Source organism: Chryseobacterium sp. Bi04 (assembly GCF_918698085.1).
GTDB lineage: Bacteria > Bacteroidota > Bacteroidia > Flavobacteriales > Weeksellaceae > Chryseobacterium.
On sequence record NZ_CAKKLP010000001.1, the window covers coordinates 396,730 to 416,444 of the forward strand.

The window sequence follows — 19,715 nt, forward strand, 5'->3', positions numbered from 1 at the left end:
ATGAATTTAACACCTTACCAATCTACCTTTTACAATGAATGGATCCTGAATCCATCCAGAAGTGACTACAACATTATTTTTGACCAGTCAATGTCCGGATATATAGATATTCAGAGACTGAATTCAAGCTTAGTCCGGTTTGTCAACAACAATTTACTGCTCAACAGTAATGTTATTGGTGAATCGGGAAACTTAGTCTGGAAACACAGACCGCTGCTCTCTGAAGATGCTCAGATATTAACGTTTATTGCCAAAGAGCCCAGCTCTGAAGAGGTACTAAAGCTTGCCCTACAGCCGTTTGATCTTGAGAAAGACCAGCTGGCAAGATTTTATGCGATTAAACTTGATAATGGAGGATATAGGATTATTCATATATTTTCTCATATTCTTGTTGATGGTCTAAGTGCTAACAGTATTTATGCAGAACTCAGTACCTTCTACAATGATCTTAGCTATGTAAACCCGATTAGCCTTGCAGAGCAGAAAAAATTATATGAAAAACTGAGAAGTCAGTTTGATGATATATTGACAGGTGGGAAAGCCGAAATGTCTAATTTCTGGGAGAATAGTCTGAAAGATGTAGAAAATATTGGATTTAAATTTTTACAGACCTCAGAATTAGTTCGTTCAGATCTTGAACAGAAAGTTCCGGTTCTTACCAATCCGGTAAGTGAACTCCGGTTTAATTTTCCTGAGCCTGTATTTCTTAAGGTAAGACAACTAACATCAAAATATAAACTTACGCCCTATACATTTGGGCAATTGGTGTTAGCTGTTTTGCTTCATAGAATTTCCGGAATAGATAACCTGGTGATCAACTATCCTGTTGGTATTACCGAGGGGCAGGATTTTATTTTTGGAGCCCACATCAATACTATTGTGAAGGGGTATAGATTTCATAAAGAATCTTCTCTTCAGGATCTTGTAGAGCAAAATTTAGAGTATACCCATCTGCTGAAGAAAAGTAAGGCCAGGTATCTTCCTATTGAAGAGCTTATCAGCCACGCACCTACATCAAATATATTGGAATTTGGATTTGTTCAGACCAGTCTTAAGGATGTGGTTATTCATTATGAAGGAGCCAGCAATGTAATTATTAATAGTGACCTGAATGTTGATTTAGTAGGAAAATTATCATTTGAGCAGGAGGTAAGAGATGGACAGGTTAATTTTAAAGTCCGTTATGCCAATCAAAAACTTGATGTCAGACTGGTTACAGGATTTGTAGACATTTATAAGGGGCTGTTTATTGAAATACTGGAAGATTTACTGGAAGGGAAAGTAGAAAAACAGATCACAAACTATGAACTGTTAAACCATGATTCTTACCAAAATACAGTTACTTTCTGGAATGTGATAGATCCTGTTGAATCTGATAAAACCCTTCATGAGTTATTTGAATCTCAGGCATCAAGGACGCCTGAAGCGATTGCGTTGGTTTATGGAGATGCTAAACTGAGCTATAAAGAGCTTAATGAGCGTTCGAACCGTTTGGCAAATTACCTGATAAAAACTTATGCACTTCAACCGGATGATCTGGTTCCATTATGTTTGGAACGTTCAGAACATATGCTGATTGCTATTTTAGGAGTATTAAAATCCGGAGCAGCCTATGTTCCTATGGATCCCTCTTATCCTTCAGACAGAATAGAACATATTCTTAAAGATACAGGCAGCAAAATTGTTATTGCCGAAGAAAGTACTATAGAAAAAGTGACACCTTCAGTGACACCAATTTCTATAAACGATTCTGTTTTCCAAACCATTCTGGCAACACAGGAAATATTGAACCCGGTTACCGAAGCTAAAGGTGATAATCTGGCGTATGTTATTTATACCAGTGGTACCACGGGACTGCCAAAAGGAGTGATGGTGGAACACGGAAATGTAGTGAATGTAGTTTCTCAGGTAAGAGAGGCTTATGGTTTCAGTGAAGGAGAGAAAATAACGGCTTATACGTCGTATGTTTTTGACGTATCCGTATCCGAGTTTTTCAACAGTTTACTGTATGGCAACGAACTTCACCTGCTGGATGAAGAAACGAAGAAAGATGCCGATGCCATCAGCAGATACCTAATCTCTAATGATATTGCTTACACCTATTTACCACCGGTCATGCTGTCGGTTCTACCCCGCGTGGATTATCCTTCATTAAAAGGGTTATTATACGCAGGAGAACCGTGTGATTATGAAACGGGAAAATACTGGTCAGAAGAAAAAGTGTTGTATAACCTTTACGGACCAACCGAAGCAACGATCTATGCCACTTACAAACAGGTAGAACATGGCGATGTACATCTGATCGGCCGTCCTGTAGGAAACAGTTCCGCTTATGTGCTGGATGGAAATCTTCATTTAGTTCCTGTGGGAGCCGTAGGCGAGCTTTACCTTGGCGGAGTCGGAATAGCAAGAGGCTATTTAAACAGACCTGATCTGACCGAAGAACGTTTCATTGTCAATCCATTCCAAACGGAAGAACAGAAAGGGAAGGGAGAAAATGGCAGACTGTACAGTACAGGAGATTTAGTACGCTGGCTTCCGGATGGCAATATAGAATACATTGGGAGAAATGACTTCCAGGTAAAGATCCGGGGTTACAGAATAGAATTGGGAGAGATCGAAAACCGTTTGTCTCAATATCCTGAAGTAAAACAGTCGGTAGTCTTAGCCAAAGAGAACAGTGCAGGGATGAAATACCTTGCCGGATATTATGTATCAGAAGAAGATATTGATAATGAAATTCTTACGGAATACCTGTCAGAATCTTTACCGGAATATATGGTACCGAATGTTTTTGTTCATTTAACCTCTTTACCATTAACGATCAATGGAAAGCTGGACAGAAAACAGCTTCCTGAACCGGAATTCAGCGGAGACAGAGAATATGTAGCCGTAGAAAATGAGTTACAGAGAACATTATCCCGAATCTACGGTGAAGTGTTGGGGCTTGCCGCTGAAAACATCAGTGTCCACGATGATTTCTTCCGATTGGGAGGAAACAGCATCATGGCGATCAAACTGATCAGCAAGATCAAACAAGAGATGAATGTTCAGGTGAATGTGGCCATGGTATTCAGCCATAAAACAGTCGCATCATTGTCTCATATACTCAATGGAGAAAGCAGTCAGGCTGAAGAGATTGTAATCAATCCTGTACTGGTATCTTCACCCGAAGAGCAACGCTTATCTTTTGCTCAGGAAAGACTTTGGTTTATAGAAACCTATGAAGGAGGAAGCAATGCATACAATATCCCCATGATCTTCATGTTGGGTGAAAATGTTCAAACTGAGCTTCTTCAGGAATCTTTTAAAACACTGACTCAGCGCCACGAAGTGCTGCGAAGCCTTATTCGTACCACAAAAGACGGAGAGGGATATCAGGTTATAACCAGCCAGGAACCTCCCATCTATACGAGAAAATTAAACTCCAGAGAAGAGCTTGATGAAGCCATTAACTATGCAGCAAATAAAGTTTTCCGCCTGGAAGAAGAGCTCCCAATGAGTATCAATGTTTTCAATCTCGAAAACCGTAATTATCTGTCAGTTGTAATTCATCATATTGCTTTTGACGGATGGTCTACTGATATTTTTATCAAAGAATTATGCAGTATTTATCAGTCTCTTTCTGAAGGGAAAAATCCTGATCTCCCTGAATTAAAAATACAATACAAAGACTTTGCATTATGGCAGAGAGATTATTTGACAGGGGAAAGACTCGATCAACAAATCGTTTACTGGAGAAATAAGCTTGCTGGTTTCCAAACACTGGATATTCCTCTGGATCTTAAAAGGCCCGCCCATATTTCTTATGCAGGGGCGACACAATACTTTGACCTGCCGGCAGATCTGGTATCAGAACTGAGAAATCTTTCAAAAGATCTCGGAGTGAGTTTATACAGTATGATGCTAAGTGGCTACTATCTGATGTTATCTGCCTATTCCGGGCAGGATGATATTGTAGTGGGAAGCCCTGTTGCAAACCGTCACCATGTGGGTCTTGAGGACATCATAGGGTTCTTTGTAAACACGCTGGCTTTAAGAGAAAAAATTAATCCTGACCAGACGATTGAAGACTTTATTCTACAGGTGGCCCAGTCGGTTACAGAAGCTCAGTCTCATCAGGATCTTCCTTTTGAGAAACTGGTAGAAGAATTAGGAGTAGAACAGGATATGTCCCGACACCCTGTTTTTCAGGTCATGTTTGGGCTTCAAAGCTTTGATGGCGGAACCTCTTTTAAAAATCATGAAGCCGTTCTCCAGCCTTTTGATGGGAATATAGACTATCAGTCGGCCAAGTTTGACCTGACCATGATGATTGATGATCATGGAGACAATATCCAGGGAATTTTCAATTATGCGGCATCTCTTTTCAGCAGAGAAACGATTATGCGCATGATAGATTCGTACTTGTTTTTCCTGAAGCAGCTTGTTAACATTGTAAATAGAACAGAAAACAATACTGTAAAGAATCTGACCCTTATAACAAAAGAGGATCATCAAAAAATAACGGGAGAATGGAATACGGCTGGGGTGGCATATCCTGAAGAAAAGACAATACATCAGTTATTTGAAGATCAGGTAGAAAAAACACCTGATCATATAGCTTTAGTATATCAGGATAGTAAGCTTTCTTATCGTGAACTGAATCAGAAAGCAAACCAACTTGCTCATTATCTTATTGAAAATTATAAGCTTACATCAGATGATCTTGTTCCTCTTTGTTTAGAGCGTTCAGAAGACATGCTGATTGCAATTTTAGCCGTATTAAAGGCAGGTGCAGCTTATGTGCCTATGGATCCGGCATACCCTGCAGACAGAATAAAACATATTCTTGATGATACCGGAGCAAAAATAGTCCTTACCCAGGAAAGAACATTAGAAAAGGTAAGAAGATTAGACCAGGTAGCAGGAATATCTATTGATGAGGAAACATTCAAAACCTTTATCGGTAAAATAGATGCAAAAAATCCGGTGACCACAACCGGGGCAAACAATCTAGCCTATGTCATCTACACCAGTGGAACGACCGGAATGCCTAAAGGAGTAATGATAGAGCACAGAAATGTAGTGAATGTGATGAGCCAGGTAAGAGATGCATACGGATTCAGTGAAGGAAAGAAAATAACAGCTTATACTTCCTATGTTTTTGATGTATCTGTATCAGAATTTTTCAATACTTTATTGTTTGGAAATGAGCTGCATTTGCTAGATGAGGCTACTAAAAAGGATGCAGATTTAATAAGCAGCTATCTTCTGGATCATCAGATAGCTTATGCTTATTTACCACCGGTAATGCTATCCGTACTTCCAAAAATACAATATCCGAACCTAAAAGGATTGCTCTATGCAGGAGAACCGTGCGATTATGAAACCGGAAAATACTGGTCTGAGCACACCACCCTTTACAATCTTTATGGACCTACCGAAGCTACAATTTATGCTACTTATAAACAGGTATATCATGGAGATGTACATTTGATTGGACGTCCTGTTGGAAATACCTCTGTCTATGTACTGGATAACCTGTATCGTCCGGTTCCTCCAGGAGCCGTAGGAGAGCTTTATATCGGTGGAGACGGAATTGCCCGCGGATACCTGAACAGACCGGAACTGACTGCTGAGCGATTTATTTCGAATCCTTTCCAAACGGAAGTACAGAAAATCAGAGGAAAGAATAATAGAGTATACAAAACCGGGGACCTTGTTCGCTATCTTCCCAATGGTGACCTGGAATATCTGGGACGTAATGACTTCCAGGTGAAAATCCGTGGCTATAGAATTGAGCTGGGAGAAATTGAAACCGCATTGCTGGGGTATCCCGGAATTCGCCAGGCAGTTGTACTAGCCAAAGAAAACACCGCCGGCGTGAAGTATCTTGCCGGATATTATGTATCTGATACTCCTATAGAATCTTCTTTGCTTTCGGAATTTCTGGCAGAATCATTGCCTGAATATATGGTTCCCCATGCTTATGTACATCTTGAATATCTTCCATTGACTATAAATGGAAAACTCGATAGAAAACAGCTTCCTGAGCCAGAGTTTACAGCAAGTATGGAATATGCAGCGCCAGAGAATGAGTTGCAGGAAAAATTATGTCATATTTATGGAGAGGTATTGGGATTAAATAGTGATACTATTGGTATTCATGATGATTTCTTCAAGTTGGGTGGTAACAGTATCATGGCGATCAAGCTGATCAGTAAAATCAGGAATCAGTTGGAATTCCAGATTCAGGTGGCTTCCGTATTCAGCCATAAAACCATTGCATCTTTGAGCTCGGTGCTGGAATCAGACTCCAAAGTGAATGAGCAGCTAATTATTATACCGATAGTATTTTCTTCACCCGAAGAGCAGCGTCTGTCATTTGCCCAGGAAAGACTGTGGTTTATAGAAGCTTTTGAAGGAGGAAGTAGTGCCTATAATATTCCGATGGCTTTCAGCCTGGGAGAAAAAATAAAATTAGATTTTCTTCAAAAGTCTATAGAAGCGGTGGTAAAGCGCCACGAAGTGCTTCGTTCTGTAATTCGGACTACTGAGAAAGGAATGGGCTACCAGGTGGTTACAGACCTTATTCCTGAGTTTACAATTACAGAAGTAGAGACCAGGGAAGCATTGGAAGAGAATATAAACAGATCGGCCAACAAGATTTTCCGTTTGGAGCAAGAACTCCCTGTCGATATTAATGTTTTCAAGCTGAAAGAGCATTATTACCTGTCTGTAGTTGTTCATCATATTGCTTTTGACGGCTGGTCAATAGATGTATTTTTAAAGGAAATACAGGCAGCTTATGAAGCTTTTGAAGCAGGTAAGGACTCTCAATTGCCAGGCTTAAAGATTCAGTACAAAGACTTTGCGCTATGGCAGCGTAACTATCTTGCCGGAGAGGTATTGGAAAAGCAGATCAAGTACTGGAAAAATACCCTTGACGGTTTTGAATCTCTCAATCTGCCTTTAGATCATAAAAGGCCTTCCTATATTTCTTATGAAGGGGCTAGTATGTACTTTAATCTTTCTTCTGAGACTGGTTCTGGTCTGAGAAAGCTTTCCAAAGATTTGGGAGTAAGTCTGAATAGTGTCATGCTTGGAGGATATTACCTGATGCTTTCTGCGTATTCGGGGCAGGATGATATTGTATTGGGAAGCCCAATTGCCAACCGTCACCATGCAGGTCTTGAGGACATGATCGGATTTTTCGTCAATACATTGGCGTTAAGAGAAAGTATTGATCCTGAACAGAGTCTTAAAGATTTTATTCTTCAGGTATCAAAATCTGTAACAGAAGCCCAGTCTCATCAGGATCTTCCATTTGAGAAGCTGGTGGAAGAATTGGGTGTAGAGCAGGATACCTCCAGACATCCTGTCTTTCAGGTGATGTTTGGAATTCAGAGTTTCGGAGGAAATTCTGATAATAACGAAACTTTATTTTCTCCTTTTGATGGAGAAATTGATTATCAGGCTGCGAAGTTTGACTTGACCACCATGATAGATGATGGTGAAGAAAACATCCGCGGAATGTTTAACTATGCTGTATCTCTTTTCAATGGAGATACCATTATAAAATTAAAAGATACTTATGTGTGGCTTCTGGAGCAATTGGCCCGGATGAGTGATGCAGAAGCTAAAAATACCAGAATCAATGATCTTCGTCTTTTAGAGGAAAATGATTATAAAAAAATAACAGAAGACTGGAATAATACGGTTTCTGATTATTCATCTGAAAAAACCATTCATAGGCTGTTTGAAGATCAGGTTGCAAAGACCCCAGATCATATTGCTTTAGTCTATCAGGATATTAAACTGTCCTACAAAGACCTGAATGAGAAAGCAAATCGTTTGGCCAACTATCTTATCCAAACTTACAATCTTCAGCCTGACGATATTATTCCTTTATGTTTAGATCGTTCTGAGAACATGCTGATTGCAATGTTAGGAGTTCTGAAGTCGGGTGCAGCTTATGTCCCGATGGATCCTTCTTATCCTGCAGACAGAATAAAACATATTCTTCAGGATACTGACGCAAAACTTGTCTTAGGTCAGGAAAGTACAGCCGAAAAGCTGGGAGATGTGGGGGTAGATTTTATCGCTTTAGATGAGGTAAATATTAAAGCACAGCTTGAACTCACAGATTCAAGTAATCCTGTTACCCAGGTGAATTCAGGTAACCTTGCCTATGTCATTTACACGAGTGGAACAACAGGACTTCCTAAGGGAGTAATGATCGAACATAAAGGTGTTTCCAACCTGACCAAGCAATTTGCTAAAGATCTGGATCTTATTTCTGATGGAACGGCTTACAAAAACTGTCTATGGTATGCCAATTACGTCTTTGATGCCCATGTTGCAGAACTTTATCCTGTGATTACCCATGGTCACAGTATTTATGTATTGGATAAAGAGAGACAGACTGATATTGCAGGATTACAGGAATATATAGCAGTAAATAACATCAGCATTGCCACAATACCACCGGTTCTATTGACTAAAGACTATACCTTACCTTTAGAAAAGCTTATGGTAGCCGGGGATATAACAAATCCACAATTGATGGCTCTTTACCAAGCCGAAGGAGTGGATATTATTAATGCCTACGGTCCAACCGAGGGCACAGTGTGTGCAACATTGCATTATTATAAGGAAGATGGTAACCCGTTGAATATTGGAGGTCCTATTGGGAATATGACGACTTATGTGTTGGATGACCATATGCGACCGGTTCCAGTGGGCGCTGTAGGAGAGCTTTATATCGGAGGAGCCGGAATTGCCAGAGGTTATTTAAACCGCCCGGATTTAACAGAAGAACGTTTCCTTGATAACCCATTCCAGACATTATCCCAAAAAGCAAGAGGCGAAAACAGCCGCTTATACAAAACGGGAGACTTAGTACGCTGGTTAGCTAATGGCGAGCTGGAATATGTTGGTCGAAATGACTTCCAGGTAAAAATCCGAGGCTACAGAATTGAATTAGGCGAGATTGAAAATACCTTACTTCATTATCCGGGAATTCGTCAGACGGCAGTATTGGCGAAAGAAAATAAAGCAGGCTTAAAATATCTTGCAGGATATTATGTATCAGATACAGAGATTGATTCCAATTTACTCTCAGAACATTTGTCAGAGCGTTTACCGGAATATATGGTACCAGGTGCTTTTGTACACTTAACAGCCTTGCCATTAACGATCAATGGAAAACTGGATAAGAAACAATTGCCGGAACCGGAGTTCACAGGAGGCAAAGATTATGTTGCTCCCCAAACCGATCTTCAGGTTAAGCTATGCCAGATCTATGGTGATGTTTTGAGTCTTGATGCTACAGGGATCAGTATCGAAGACGATTTCTTCCGATTAGGAGGAGACAGTATCATCAGTATCCAGCTGGTAGGAAGAATCAGACAACAATTAAATATCAGGCTGACAGTTAGGGAAGTATTCACTACCAGGACTATTTTTTCTCTGTCTTTACTTATAGAAAGTAAAGAAGATACTGAGGATATCCGCATTTTGACGGAACAGGGAGTGCTGGAAGGAGAAGTTGCTCTTTTGCCAATTCAGGATTGGTTCTTCGGTCAGAAAGAAGCAGGCTTTCTGGAAGATTTCAATCACTGGAACCAGGCCTTTTTACTTTATGTGCCTGTTCTAAAGAAAGAACTTCTGGAAGAATCAGTGAAGTGTCTGATCGAAAGACACGATGCACTTAGACTTCAATATCATAGAGAAGATGGAAAATACATTCAACAATATGGAAAAGCAGATGTTCCTTCAGTCAATTATCTGGATGCTTCCGGATTAAATTCAGAAGAACGGTCTCATGTATTTACAGAGTGGCAGTCTCAGTTTGATATTGAAAACGGATCATTGTATCAGATCGGCTATATCAGCGGTTATCAGGATGGCAGCGCAAGGATTTATTTTGCCTTTCACCATTTGATTATCGATGCCGTAAGCTGGAGGATTATTACCGAAGATTTAAAGAATATTTACCAATCCCTTGAAAAGGAAGATACAGAATATATTGCTGCCCATACAAAAGGGACAAGCTACAGACAATGGGTGGAAGCTGTGCGAAGCTATAAAACAGAAAATCCGGAATCCAGAGCCCAGGAACTTTTATTCTGGAATACAACAGCAAATAATGTAGAAAAGAACAACAAAGGTCTGGATCAGTTCATGATCAAAGATCAACACTACAGTGAGCTGAAATTATCCAAAGAGATGACTCAAACGCTGATTAGAGGAACCAATCATGCATACCATACGCAGATCAATGATTTGTTACTTTCAGCTTTATCCGTTACTCTTTCAGAATTAAGTGGAAAAGATATTCATCCTGTTTTATTGGAAAGTCATGGTCGTGAAGAAATATCAGGTAATCTTGATATTACGGAAACCGTAGGTTGGTTTACCACGATGTATCCATTGCTTCTGAAAAGGGAAAAGAATCTAAGAGATACTGTTGTTTCCACTAAAGAAGCTTTGAGAATCATCCCGAACAACGGAATTGGTTACGGTAGTTTGATAGGCTATACAGAGCGTGAGTTACCTAAGGTTAGCTTTAATTACTTAGGGCAGCTGGATCAGGAGCTTGGTGACAAAAACTGGACGATTGCTTCCGAAGATAGTGGTTTGAGTGTTGGAAAAAGAAATAAAGATAATAATCAGATCAGTATCAATGGAGCTGTTGTAGACGGACACCTTAAATTTGGTGTTGCAGGCTACCTTCAGGAAGAAGAGATTAATCGCTTTTCAGAACGATTGAAAGCCAATATAGAAACTATTGTAGATCAGCTTTCAAAGGAAAGTAAAAGCATTCTGACTCCATCCGATATAGACTATATTGTAGAGCAGGAACAGCTATTTGGTATTCAGGAGAAAGGGGAAATTGAAGGGGTTTATTTAGCGAACAGCTTACAGGAAGGCTTTGTGTACCATGCGTTGAACCAGGGCGATAAAGATGATGCCTACAGAGTACAATTGATCTGGGACTACCATAGTAAAATTAATGAAGAAAAGTTAAAAGAATCCTGGAAACGTACCCAGGCTGCATATCCTTCGTTGAGACTACGTTTTGACTGGAATGGCGAGATCGTACAGGTTATCGATAAAGAAGGCGAAGTAGACTGGCGCTACCAGGACATTAGTGGAATGAGTAAGGAATCTCAGGAGTCCCTGATCGGAGAAATTACCCAGAAGGACCGCTTTGAGGTGTATGACCTTACCAAGGGCAGTCTTTTCAGGGTGTATCTGTTCAAAAGAGGAGATAGCCATTACAGCTGTTTATTCAGTAATCACCATGCGATTCTAGATGGCTGGAGTATGCCTGTTATCCTCAATAGCATTCATGATCATTACCTGGGTCAGCTTAAAGGGAAGGAGATCTCACTGGCTTCCGATTCTGCGTATGCTTTAACCCAGCAGTACCTTCAAACCCACAAAGAGGACGGTGCAGAGTTCTGGAATACGTATATGGGCTTACTGGAAGACCAGGAAGATCTGAGCAGTTTAGTAAAAGAAGACCAGCGTCATATTGATTTAGGAACTTACCGTCATATCCAGGATCATCAGCATATAAAAATGCAGATCGAGGGAGATCAGTACCATACGTTGAAGGCCTTCACTAAAGAGCAAGGCTTTACGGTGAATGCTGTTTTACAATACCTATGGCATAAGCAGCTGAGTATTTACAGTGGCTTAGGAACAAGTGTTGTAGGGACAACGGTTTCAGGAAGAAGCTTACCTGTTGATGGAATAGAATCTTCAGCCGGATTATATATCAACACACTGCCATTGATTGTGAGCCATGCAGATGGCCGGGTTGTGGATCAGATCACAGAGATTCAGAATAGGATCAGTGAGCTCAATACGCACAGTGACATTAACCTTGCAGCATTGCACCATGATGGACGCAGGATCTTCAGCAGTTTATTTGTGTATGAGAACTATCCTGTACCTAAAGGAGGTGAGGGTAATGAGTTAGGATTTGTATTCATGGACTCTGTAGAGAAGCTTGATTATCCGTTGGGAATAGTAGCCTATGAACGCGGAGAAGAAGTTTCCCTGACCCTGAATTTTGAAGGATATCTTTTCGATTATTCTGTGATGGAAAGGCTTATCGAAGGAATGAAAACAATCCTTAGCCAGCTTTTGGAAAATCCTGAAATCGAACTGAAAGACCTGTCTTATATTACATTGCATGAATCTGTAAAAATAATGGAGGAGTGGAATGATACAGACTTTTCCTATCCAAATACATCTACAGTTCCTGAACTATTCGAGATTCAGGTTGAGAAGACTCCTGATAATATAGCATTACTATATCAGGAGATTAAATTAACTTACCGTGAGCTTAATGAAAGAGTAAATAGGTTAGCAAATTATCTGATCAAGAGATACGACCTTCAGCCGGATGATTTAGTTCCGTTATGTTTGGAACGTTCTGAGGATATGTTGATTGCTATTTTAGGGGTAATAAAAGCAGGAGCAGCCTATGTTCCAATAGATCCGTCTTCTCCTTTAGACAGAATAAAATATATATTGGAAGACACGAACGCCAAAGTAGTTTTAGTTCAGGAGAATACCCTGAATAGGGTACAAAATATAGAAAATTTAGAAGCTGTATCCCTGGATGGAGAGGCATTCAAAAAAACAATTAAAAATGTAGACTCCGGAAACCCGATCACAAAACTTACCTCCAGCAACCTTGTCTATGTCATCTACACCAGTGGAACAACAGGAATGCCAAAAGGGGTGATGGTGGAACACAGGAATATAATAAATTTGATTAAGGATGTGTATTCCCGCTATCAACTGCGAGAATCAGATGTTATTTATCAATTTGCTAACTATGTATTTGATCCATCCATAGAACAGATATTAATGGCTGTTTTAAATGGAAATCCTTTGTTGTTTATAAAAGATAAAACTTTTTTAAATGAAGAAGTATTTTTGAAAATACTTAATGATAATAATGCTTCCTATATCAACCTTACACCTTCTGTATTACAGAATATTGACATTACCAGGGTTAAAAGCCTTACAAGACTAGCGTCTGGGGGAGAGGCTCTTACCAACGATCTGTATGCAAAATTAATAAACAAGCATTTTACGCTAATCAATTGCTACGGACCAACGGAAACGACGGTCACGTCTGTAATTAATACGGATCAAAGTATGAACAGTATCGGGCGTCCTATTGGAAATATGAAGGCCTATATACTTGATAAGCATATGATCCCGGTTCCTGTAGGGGCTTTGGGAGAGCTTTACATTGGGGGAGCGGGTATCACAAGAGGGTATTTAAACCGCCCGGAACTTACCCAGGAACGTTTCATTACAAACCCTTTCCAGACAGAAGACCAAAAGGCTAAAAATACGAATGCCAGACTTTATAAAACAGGAGATCTTGTTCGTTGGCTTCCGGCTGGAAACATAGAATATATTGGTAGAAATGACTTCCAGGTGAAGATAAGAGGATACCGTATTGAATTGGGTGAAATTGAAAACAGACTTCTTCAATATCCGGGAATTCGTCAGGTAGCAGTTCTTGCAAAGGAAAATAATACCGGATTGAAATATATTGTCGGATATTATGTGGCTGATTCTATAATTGATTCAAATCTGCTTTCAGACTTCCTGTCAGAAACCTTACCTGAATATATGGTACCTGTGGCTTTTGTACATCTTGTAACCCTTCCTGTTACTGTCAATGGAAAACTTGACAGAAAACAGCTTCCTGAGCCTGGATTTATCGGAGGGGGCGAATATACCGCTCCTGAGAATGAACTTCAGCAAAAGCTTTGTCAGATCTATGCAGAAGTACTGGGTATTAATGCAGATAGTATCAGTATCCATGATGATTTCTTCCGTCTCGGAGGAAACAGTATCATGTCTATAAAACTGATCAGCAAAATTAAACAGAACCTTGCGTTACAGGTAGATGTAGCCATGGTATTCAGTAATAAAACAGTGGCCTCTCTGGAAAAAGTTCTGAGAGAAAATAGTATTGATGAACAGGTTATTATCACTCCTGTAGCCATTGATTCTCCGGAAGAACAACGATTATCTTTTGCACAGGAAAGACTTTGGTTCATAGAAACGTATGAAGGAGGGAGCAGTGCGTATAATATCCCAATGACAGCACTTCTGGATCAGAAAACGGATGTTTCAATCCTGTGTAAAGCTCTTGAAGCGGTGATCATGCGCCATGAGATCCTTCGTTCGGTAATCCGGACTACAGAAGATGGAACAGGATATCAGGTGGTTACAGATCTTATTCCGGAATTCAAAATAACGGAAGTAGAGACAAGAGAAGAATTAGACAAGCACATATATAAATGTGCCAACAGAATCTTCCGTCTGGATGAAGAAACTCCTGTAGAGATCAATATTTTCAAGCTCAAAGAGCAACATTATATGTCGATGGTAATTCATCACATTGCTTTTGACGGATGGTCTACTGATATATTCCTCAAAGAGATACAAACGATTTATAGATCTCTGATTAATAAAGACAATGCTTCTGAGCTGCCTGCGTTACAATTTCAGTACAAAGATTTTGCTTTATGGCAGCGTAATTATCTTGCAGGAGAGCTTCTTGATCAGCAGATTGGTTACTGGAAAGATCAACTTGATGATTTCCAGAACCTGGATTTGGCTACAGATTTCAAGAGACCTTCTAAGATCTCTTACGAAGGAGAAAATCTATACTTCAGTCTGAATGCTGAACAGGGAGAAAAATTAAAAAATCTTTCAAAAGAACTTGGGGTAAGTCTGTACAGTGTAATGTTGAGTGGATATTATCTGATGCTTTCGGCGTATTCCGGACAGGATGATATCGTAGTGGGAAGTCCTATTGCGAACCGTCACCATGCCGGTCTTGAAGATATCATCGGTTTCTTTGTCAATACATTGGCACTACGAGAAAAAATAAATGCCGAGCAAAGCCTTAAAGACTTTATTCTTCAGGTATCAAAATCTGTAACAGAAGCCCAGTCTCATCAGGATCTTCCATTTGAGAAACTGGTGGAAGAATTAGGAGTAGAACAGGATACATCCAGACATCCGGTTTTCCAGGTGATGTTCGGATTGCAGAACTTTGGAGGAGATGCTTCTTCTGAAAATAACGGAGATGCTTTATTTTATCCTTTTGATGGAGAAATAGATTATCAGGTTGCGAAGTTTGACCTGACGACAATGATCGATGATGGTGGAGAAAATATACATGGAATGTTCAATTACGCTAAAGCGGTTTTCTCAAAAGAGACCGTCAGTAATATGATCCATTCCTATGAATTTTTACTGAATCAAATAGCAGAGGCGGAAGGACAGAAAGATATCAGGCTTTCAGAGCTCCATTTTATTCCAGAGGAACAGTATAAAAAAGTAACGGAAGAGTGGAATACCACACATAAAGACTATCAGTCAGAAATGACGGTACATCAGTTATTTGAAAATCAGGTGTTGAAAACCCCGGATCAGACAGCGCTGGTATATCAGGATGTTACACTTTCTTACAGCGAGCTGAACGAGAGATCAAACCGCCTGGCTAATTATCTGATCGAAACGTACAATCTTCAGCCTGATGATATTATTCCTTTATGCTTAGATCGTTCAGAGCATATGCTGATTGCGGTTCTTGCAGTAATGAAAGCGGGAGCTGCTTATGTGCCAATGGATCCTTCGTATCCTGTGGACAGAATAAAACATATCCTTCAGGATACTAATGCTACAATAGTTCTTACAGAAGAAAAATCTGCAGAAAAGATAAGTGGTTTAGAAAATATAGGGCTATTATCTCTGGATAATGTCAGTCTTAAAGCACAGCTTGAAATAGCAGAGTCTAAAAACCCTGTTACTAAAGTCAATTCCGGCAATCTGGCCTACGTCATCTATACCAGTGGAACAACGGGACTTCCTAAGGGAGTCATGATAGAACATTCGGGAGTGATAAACCTTATAGAATCAATGATTAAGGCTCACCGACTTGAAGAATTTCAGGAAGTGGGCTGTTACTCAAATTATGTATTTGATGCTTTTGTGTATGAGGCCTTCCCGGTCTTGTGTAATGGAAATACATTATGGCTTTACAGCAATGATCTTAGAACATCAGTAAGCGGGCTTAATGAGTATATTAAAGAAAATAATATAGAAGTTTCATTTATTCCACCGGTTTTATTGAGAGAAGTGGTAGACAACGGAACCAACCTGAAGCTGATTTTTGCCGGAGGAGAGAGTTTCCCTGCTTTGGATAAAAATATAGAGGATATCATTCTTGTTAATGAGTATGGACCTACAGAAGGAACGGTCTGTGCTACATTACACTACTACAAAGAAGACAACAATCCATTGAATATCGGTGGGCCTATAGCAAATACTACAGCATATGTTCTTGACAGCCAACATCGTGCTGTTCCTGTGGGTGCTGTAGGAGAGCTTTATATAGGGGGAGCAGGTATTGCCAGAGGTTACTTAAACCAGCCAGAGCTGACAGAAGAACGCTTCCTTGACAATCCATTCCAAACGCTAGCGCAAAAAGGAAAAGGAGAAAACAAGCGTTTATACAAAACGGGTGATTTAGTACGCTGGTTATCCAATGGTGAGCTTGAATATGTGGGTCGAAATGACTTCCAGGTGAAGATCAGGGGGTATAGAATCGAACTAGGCGAGATTGAAAATATATTGCTTGATTACCCTGGCATCCGTCAGGTCGCTGTTCTGGCTAAAGAAAATAAAGCAGGATTAAAATACCTGGCAGGATATTATGTATCAGAGGTAGAGATTGATTCCAACCTTCTTTCGGAATATCTTTCCGCGAGCTTACCGGAATATATGGTGCCAAGTGCTTTTGTTCATTTAACAGCCTTGCCATTAACAATCAATGGAAAACTGGACAGAAAACAACTTCCGGAACCGGAGTTTACAGGAAGCAAAAATTATGTTGCTCCTGAAACCGGATTACAGACTAAACTATCTCGTATCTATGGCGAAGTATTAGGGATTGATGCTGAAAGTATCAGTATTCATGACGACTTCTTTAGATTGGGAGGAAATAGTATCATGGCCATAAAGCTGATCAGTAAGATCAAGCAGGTGCTGGATATAAGAGTAGAAGTAGCCATGATTTTCAGTCATAAAACAATTGCTTCTCTTTCCCATATTTTAGCAGATGAAAATACCAGAGGAGAACAGATTACGATTACTCCTGTAGAAGTCAGTACTCCGGAAGAACAAAGACTGTCTTTTGCACAGGAAAGACTCTGGTTTATAGAGAATTATGAGGGTGGAAGCAGTGCTTATAATATCCCGATGATCTTCCGTTTGGATGAAAAAACAGATATTTCAATACTGTGTAAAGCTTTAGACGCTATCATAATGCGTCATGAGGTACTTCGTTCAGTCATTCGTACTACCGATAACGGAATAGGATGGCAGTCTGTGGTAGATGATATCCCAGCCATACATCAGCATGAGGTGAAGACAATGGCGGAGCTTGAAGAAAAAGTAAGCAGTGTAGCCAATAAAATCTTCCGTTTGGAAGAAGAATTACCGGTAGATATCCATATTTTCAAATTAGAAGGGTCTTACTATCTGTCTGTTGTCATACACCATATTGCATTTGACGGGTGGTCTACAGAAGTATTCTTAAAAGAATTAATCCATATTTACAATACCATTACAGAAGGGAGACCGCATGAGCTTCCTGATTTAAAAATTCAATATAAAGACTTTGCTTTATGGCAGCGTAATTATCTTACAGGAAAACGTCTTGACCAGCAGATCAGCTATTGGAAAAATAAATTAAGCGGATTCCAAAACCTTGATTTAGCAGCAGATTTCAAGAGACCGTCACAAATATCTTATGATGGAGAAAATCTGTACTTTAGCCTGGATGCAGCACAGACATTAAGGTTAAAAAACCTTTCGAAAGATCTTGGGGTAAGCTTATACAGCATAGTATTGGGTGGATATTACCTGACACTTTCAGCCTATTCCGGACAGGACGATATCATAGTAGGAAGCCCTATTGCCAACCGACACCATGTAGGACTTGAAGACATGATCGGGTTCTTTGTGAATACGCTTGCATTAAGAGAAAACATTGATCCGGACCAAAGGGTAAAAGATTTCATCCTACAGGTGGCTCAGTCGGTGACAGAGGCCCAGTCTCATCAGGATCTTCCATTTGAAAGATTGGTGGAAGAGCTGGGAGTAGAACAGGACACCTCCCGTCATCCGGTTTTCCAGGTGATGTTTGGTCTTCAAAGCTTTGGTGAAGAAGCTGCTCCGTCTGAAAATGAAACGACGATACTTCATCCTTTTAACGGAAATGTAGACTATCAGGTGGCCAAATTTGATATTACCACGATGATCAATGATATAGGGGAGACTTTACAGGGAATGTTCAACTATGCTAAAGCTGTTTATTCAAAAGAAACAGTTAAAAATATGATGAATTCTTATCTGTTTATGCTTGATCAGATCGCAGGAATTAATCAGCAGGAAAATCTTACATTATCTGAACTCAACCTTATTCCTCAGGACCAATACACCCAGTTATCAGGGTTATGGTCTACAGAAAGTGATTATGCGAGTGACACAACAATTCAGGCATTATTTGAAGCCCAGGTTGAAAGAACTCCGGATCACATAGCCGTAGTTTATCAAGATGTAAGGTTGTCTTACCGTGAGCTTAATGATCGTTCAAACCGTTTGGCTCATTACCTTATTGAAACTTACGACCTTCAGCCTGATGACCTTGTTCCATTATGTTTAGAACGTTCAGAAGATATGCTGACGGCTATTCTGGGAGTTTTAAAAGCCGGAGGAGCGTATGTTCCTATGGATCCGTCATATCCTGTAGAGCGAATCCGTCATATCCTGGAAGATACCGGGGCAAAAATAGTCCTGGCTCATAGCATTGCAGCATCAACAGTTCAGGAAGCCTGCAGTGGAATTGATACTTCAGTACTTGTGCTGAATGACTCAGAACTGGAAAGAACCCTTGCTAACAGCAGTGCTTCCAACCCGGTTACCCAGGTCGGTCCTGACCACCTTGCCTATGTGATCTATACGAGTGGAACCACAGGAATGCCAAAAGGTGTAATGCAGATTCACCGAAACGTAGCACGTTTGTTTAGTGCCACCGATCACTGGTATCATTTCAATGATCAGGATGTATGGAGTTTATTCCATTCCTATGTGTTTGACTTTAGTGTATGGGAAATCTGGGGTGCCTTTTTCTACGGTGGAAAACTATTGGTACCATCCTCAGAACAGACCAAAGACACGAATTTATTCTTCAGTTTATGTCTGAAAGAAGGTCTTACGGTGCTCAACCAGACGCCAACTGCCTTCTATCAGTTTATCGATACCGCTCTTCAGCGCGAAGAAGACCTAAGCAGTCTTCGCTATGTTATATTCGGAGGGGAAGCCTTAAACCTGGCCTCCTTAAAACCTTGGTATGAACGTTACCGTTCCGCACCAACCCTCATCAACATGTATGGTATTACAGAGACCACAGTCCATGTAACCTATAAGAAGCTGAGTGTAGAAGATTTAGACAGAGCATCTCTGATCGGAGAGAATATTCCGGATCAGGGGATGTATATTTTAGATTCCCATCTTCGGGCAGTTCCTATCGGAGCTGTAGGAGAACTGTATGTAGGAGGATCCGGAATTGCACGGGGCTATTTAAACAGACCGGAATTAACCGCCGAACG

1 protein-coding gene (running past one end of the window) is annotated in these 19,715 nt (G+C 40.2%); it reads left to right on the forward strand.

Features of this window, described 5'->3' with window-relative positions; genetic code table 11:
• A protein-coding gene (locus LQV47_RS01870; RefSeq protein ID WP_230033193.1) for a non-ribosomal peptide synthase/polyketide synthase crosses the window boundary here: on the forward strand, positions 1–19,715 show its start. It continues 24,538 nt past the right edge of the window; 19,715 of the gene's 44,253 nt are visible here — the first part of the coding sequence; the start codon lies at positions 1–3; the stop codon falls past the right edge of the window.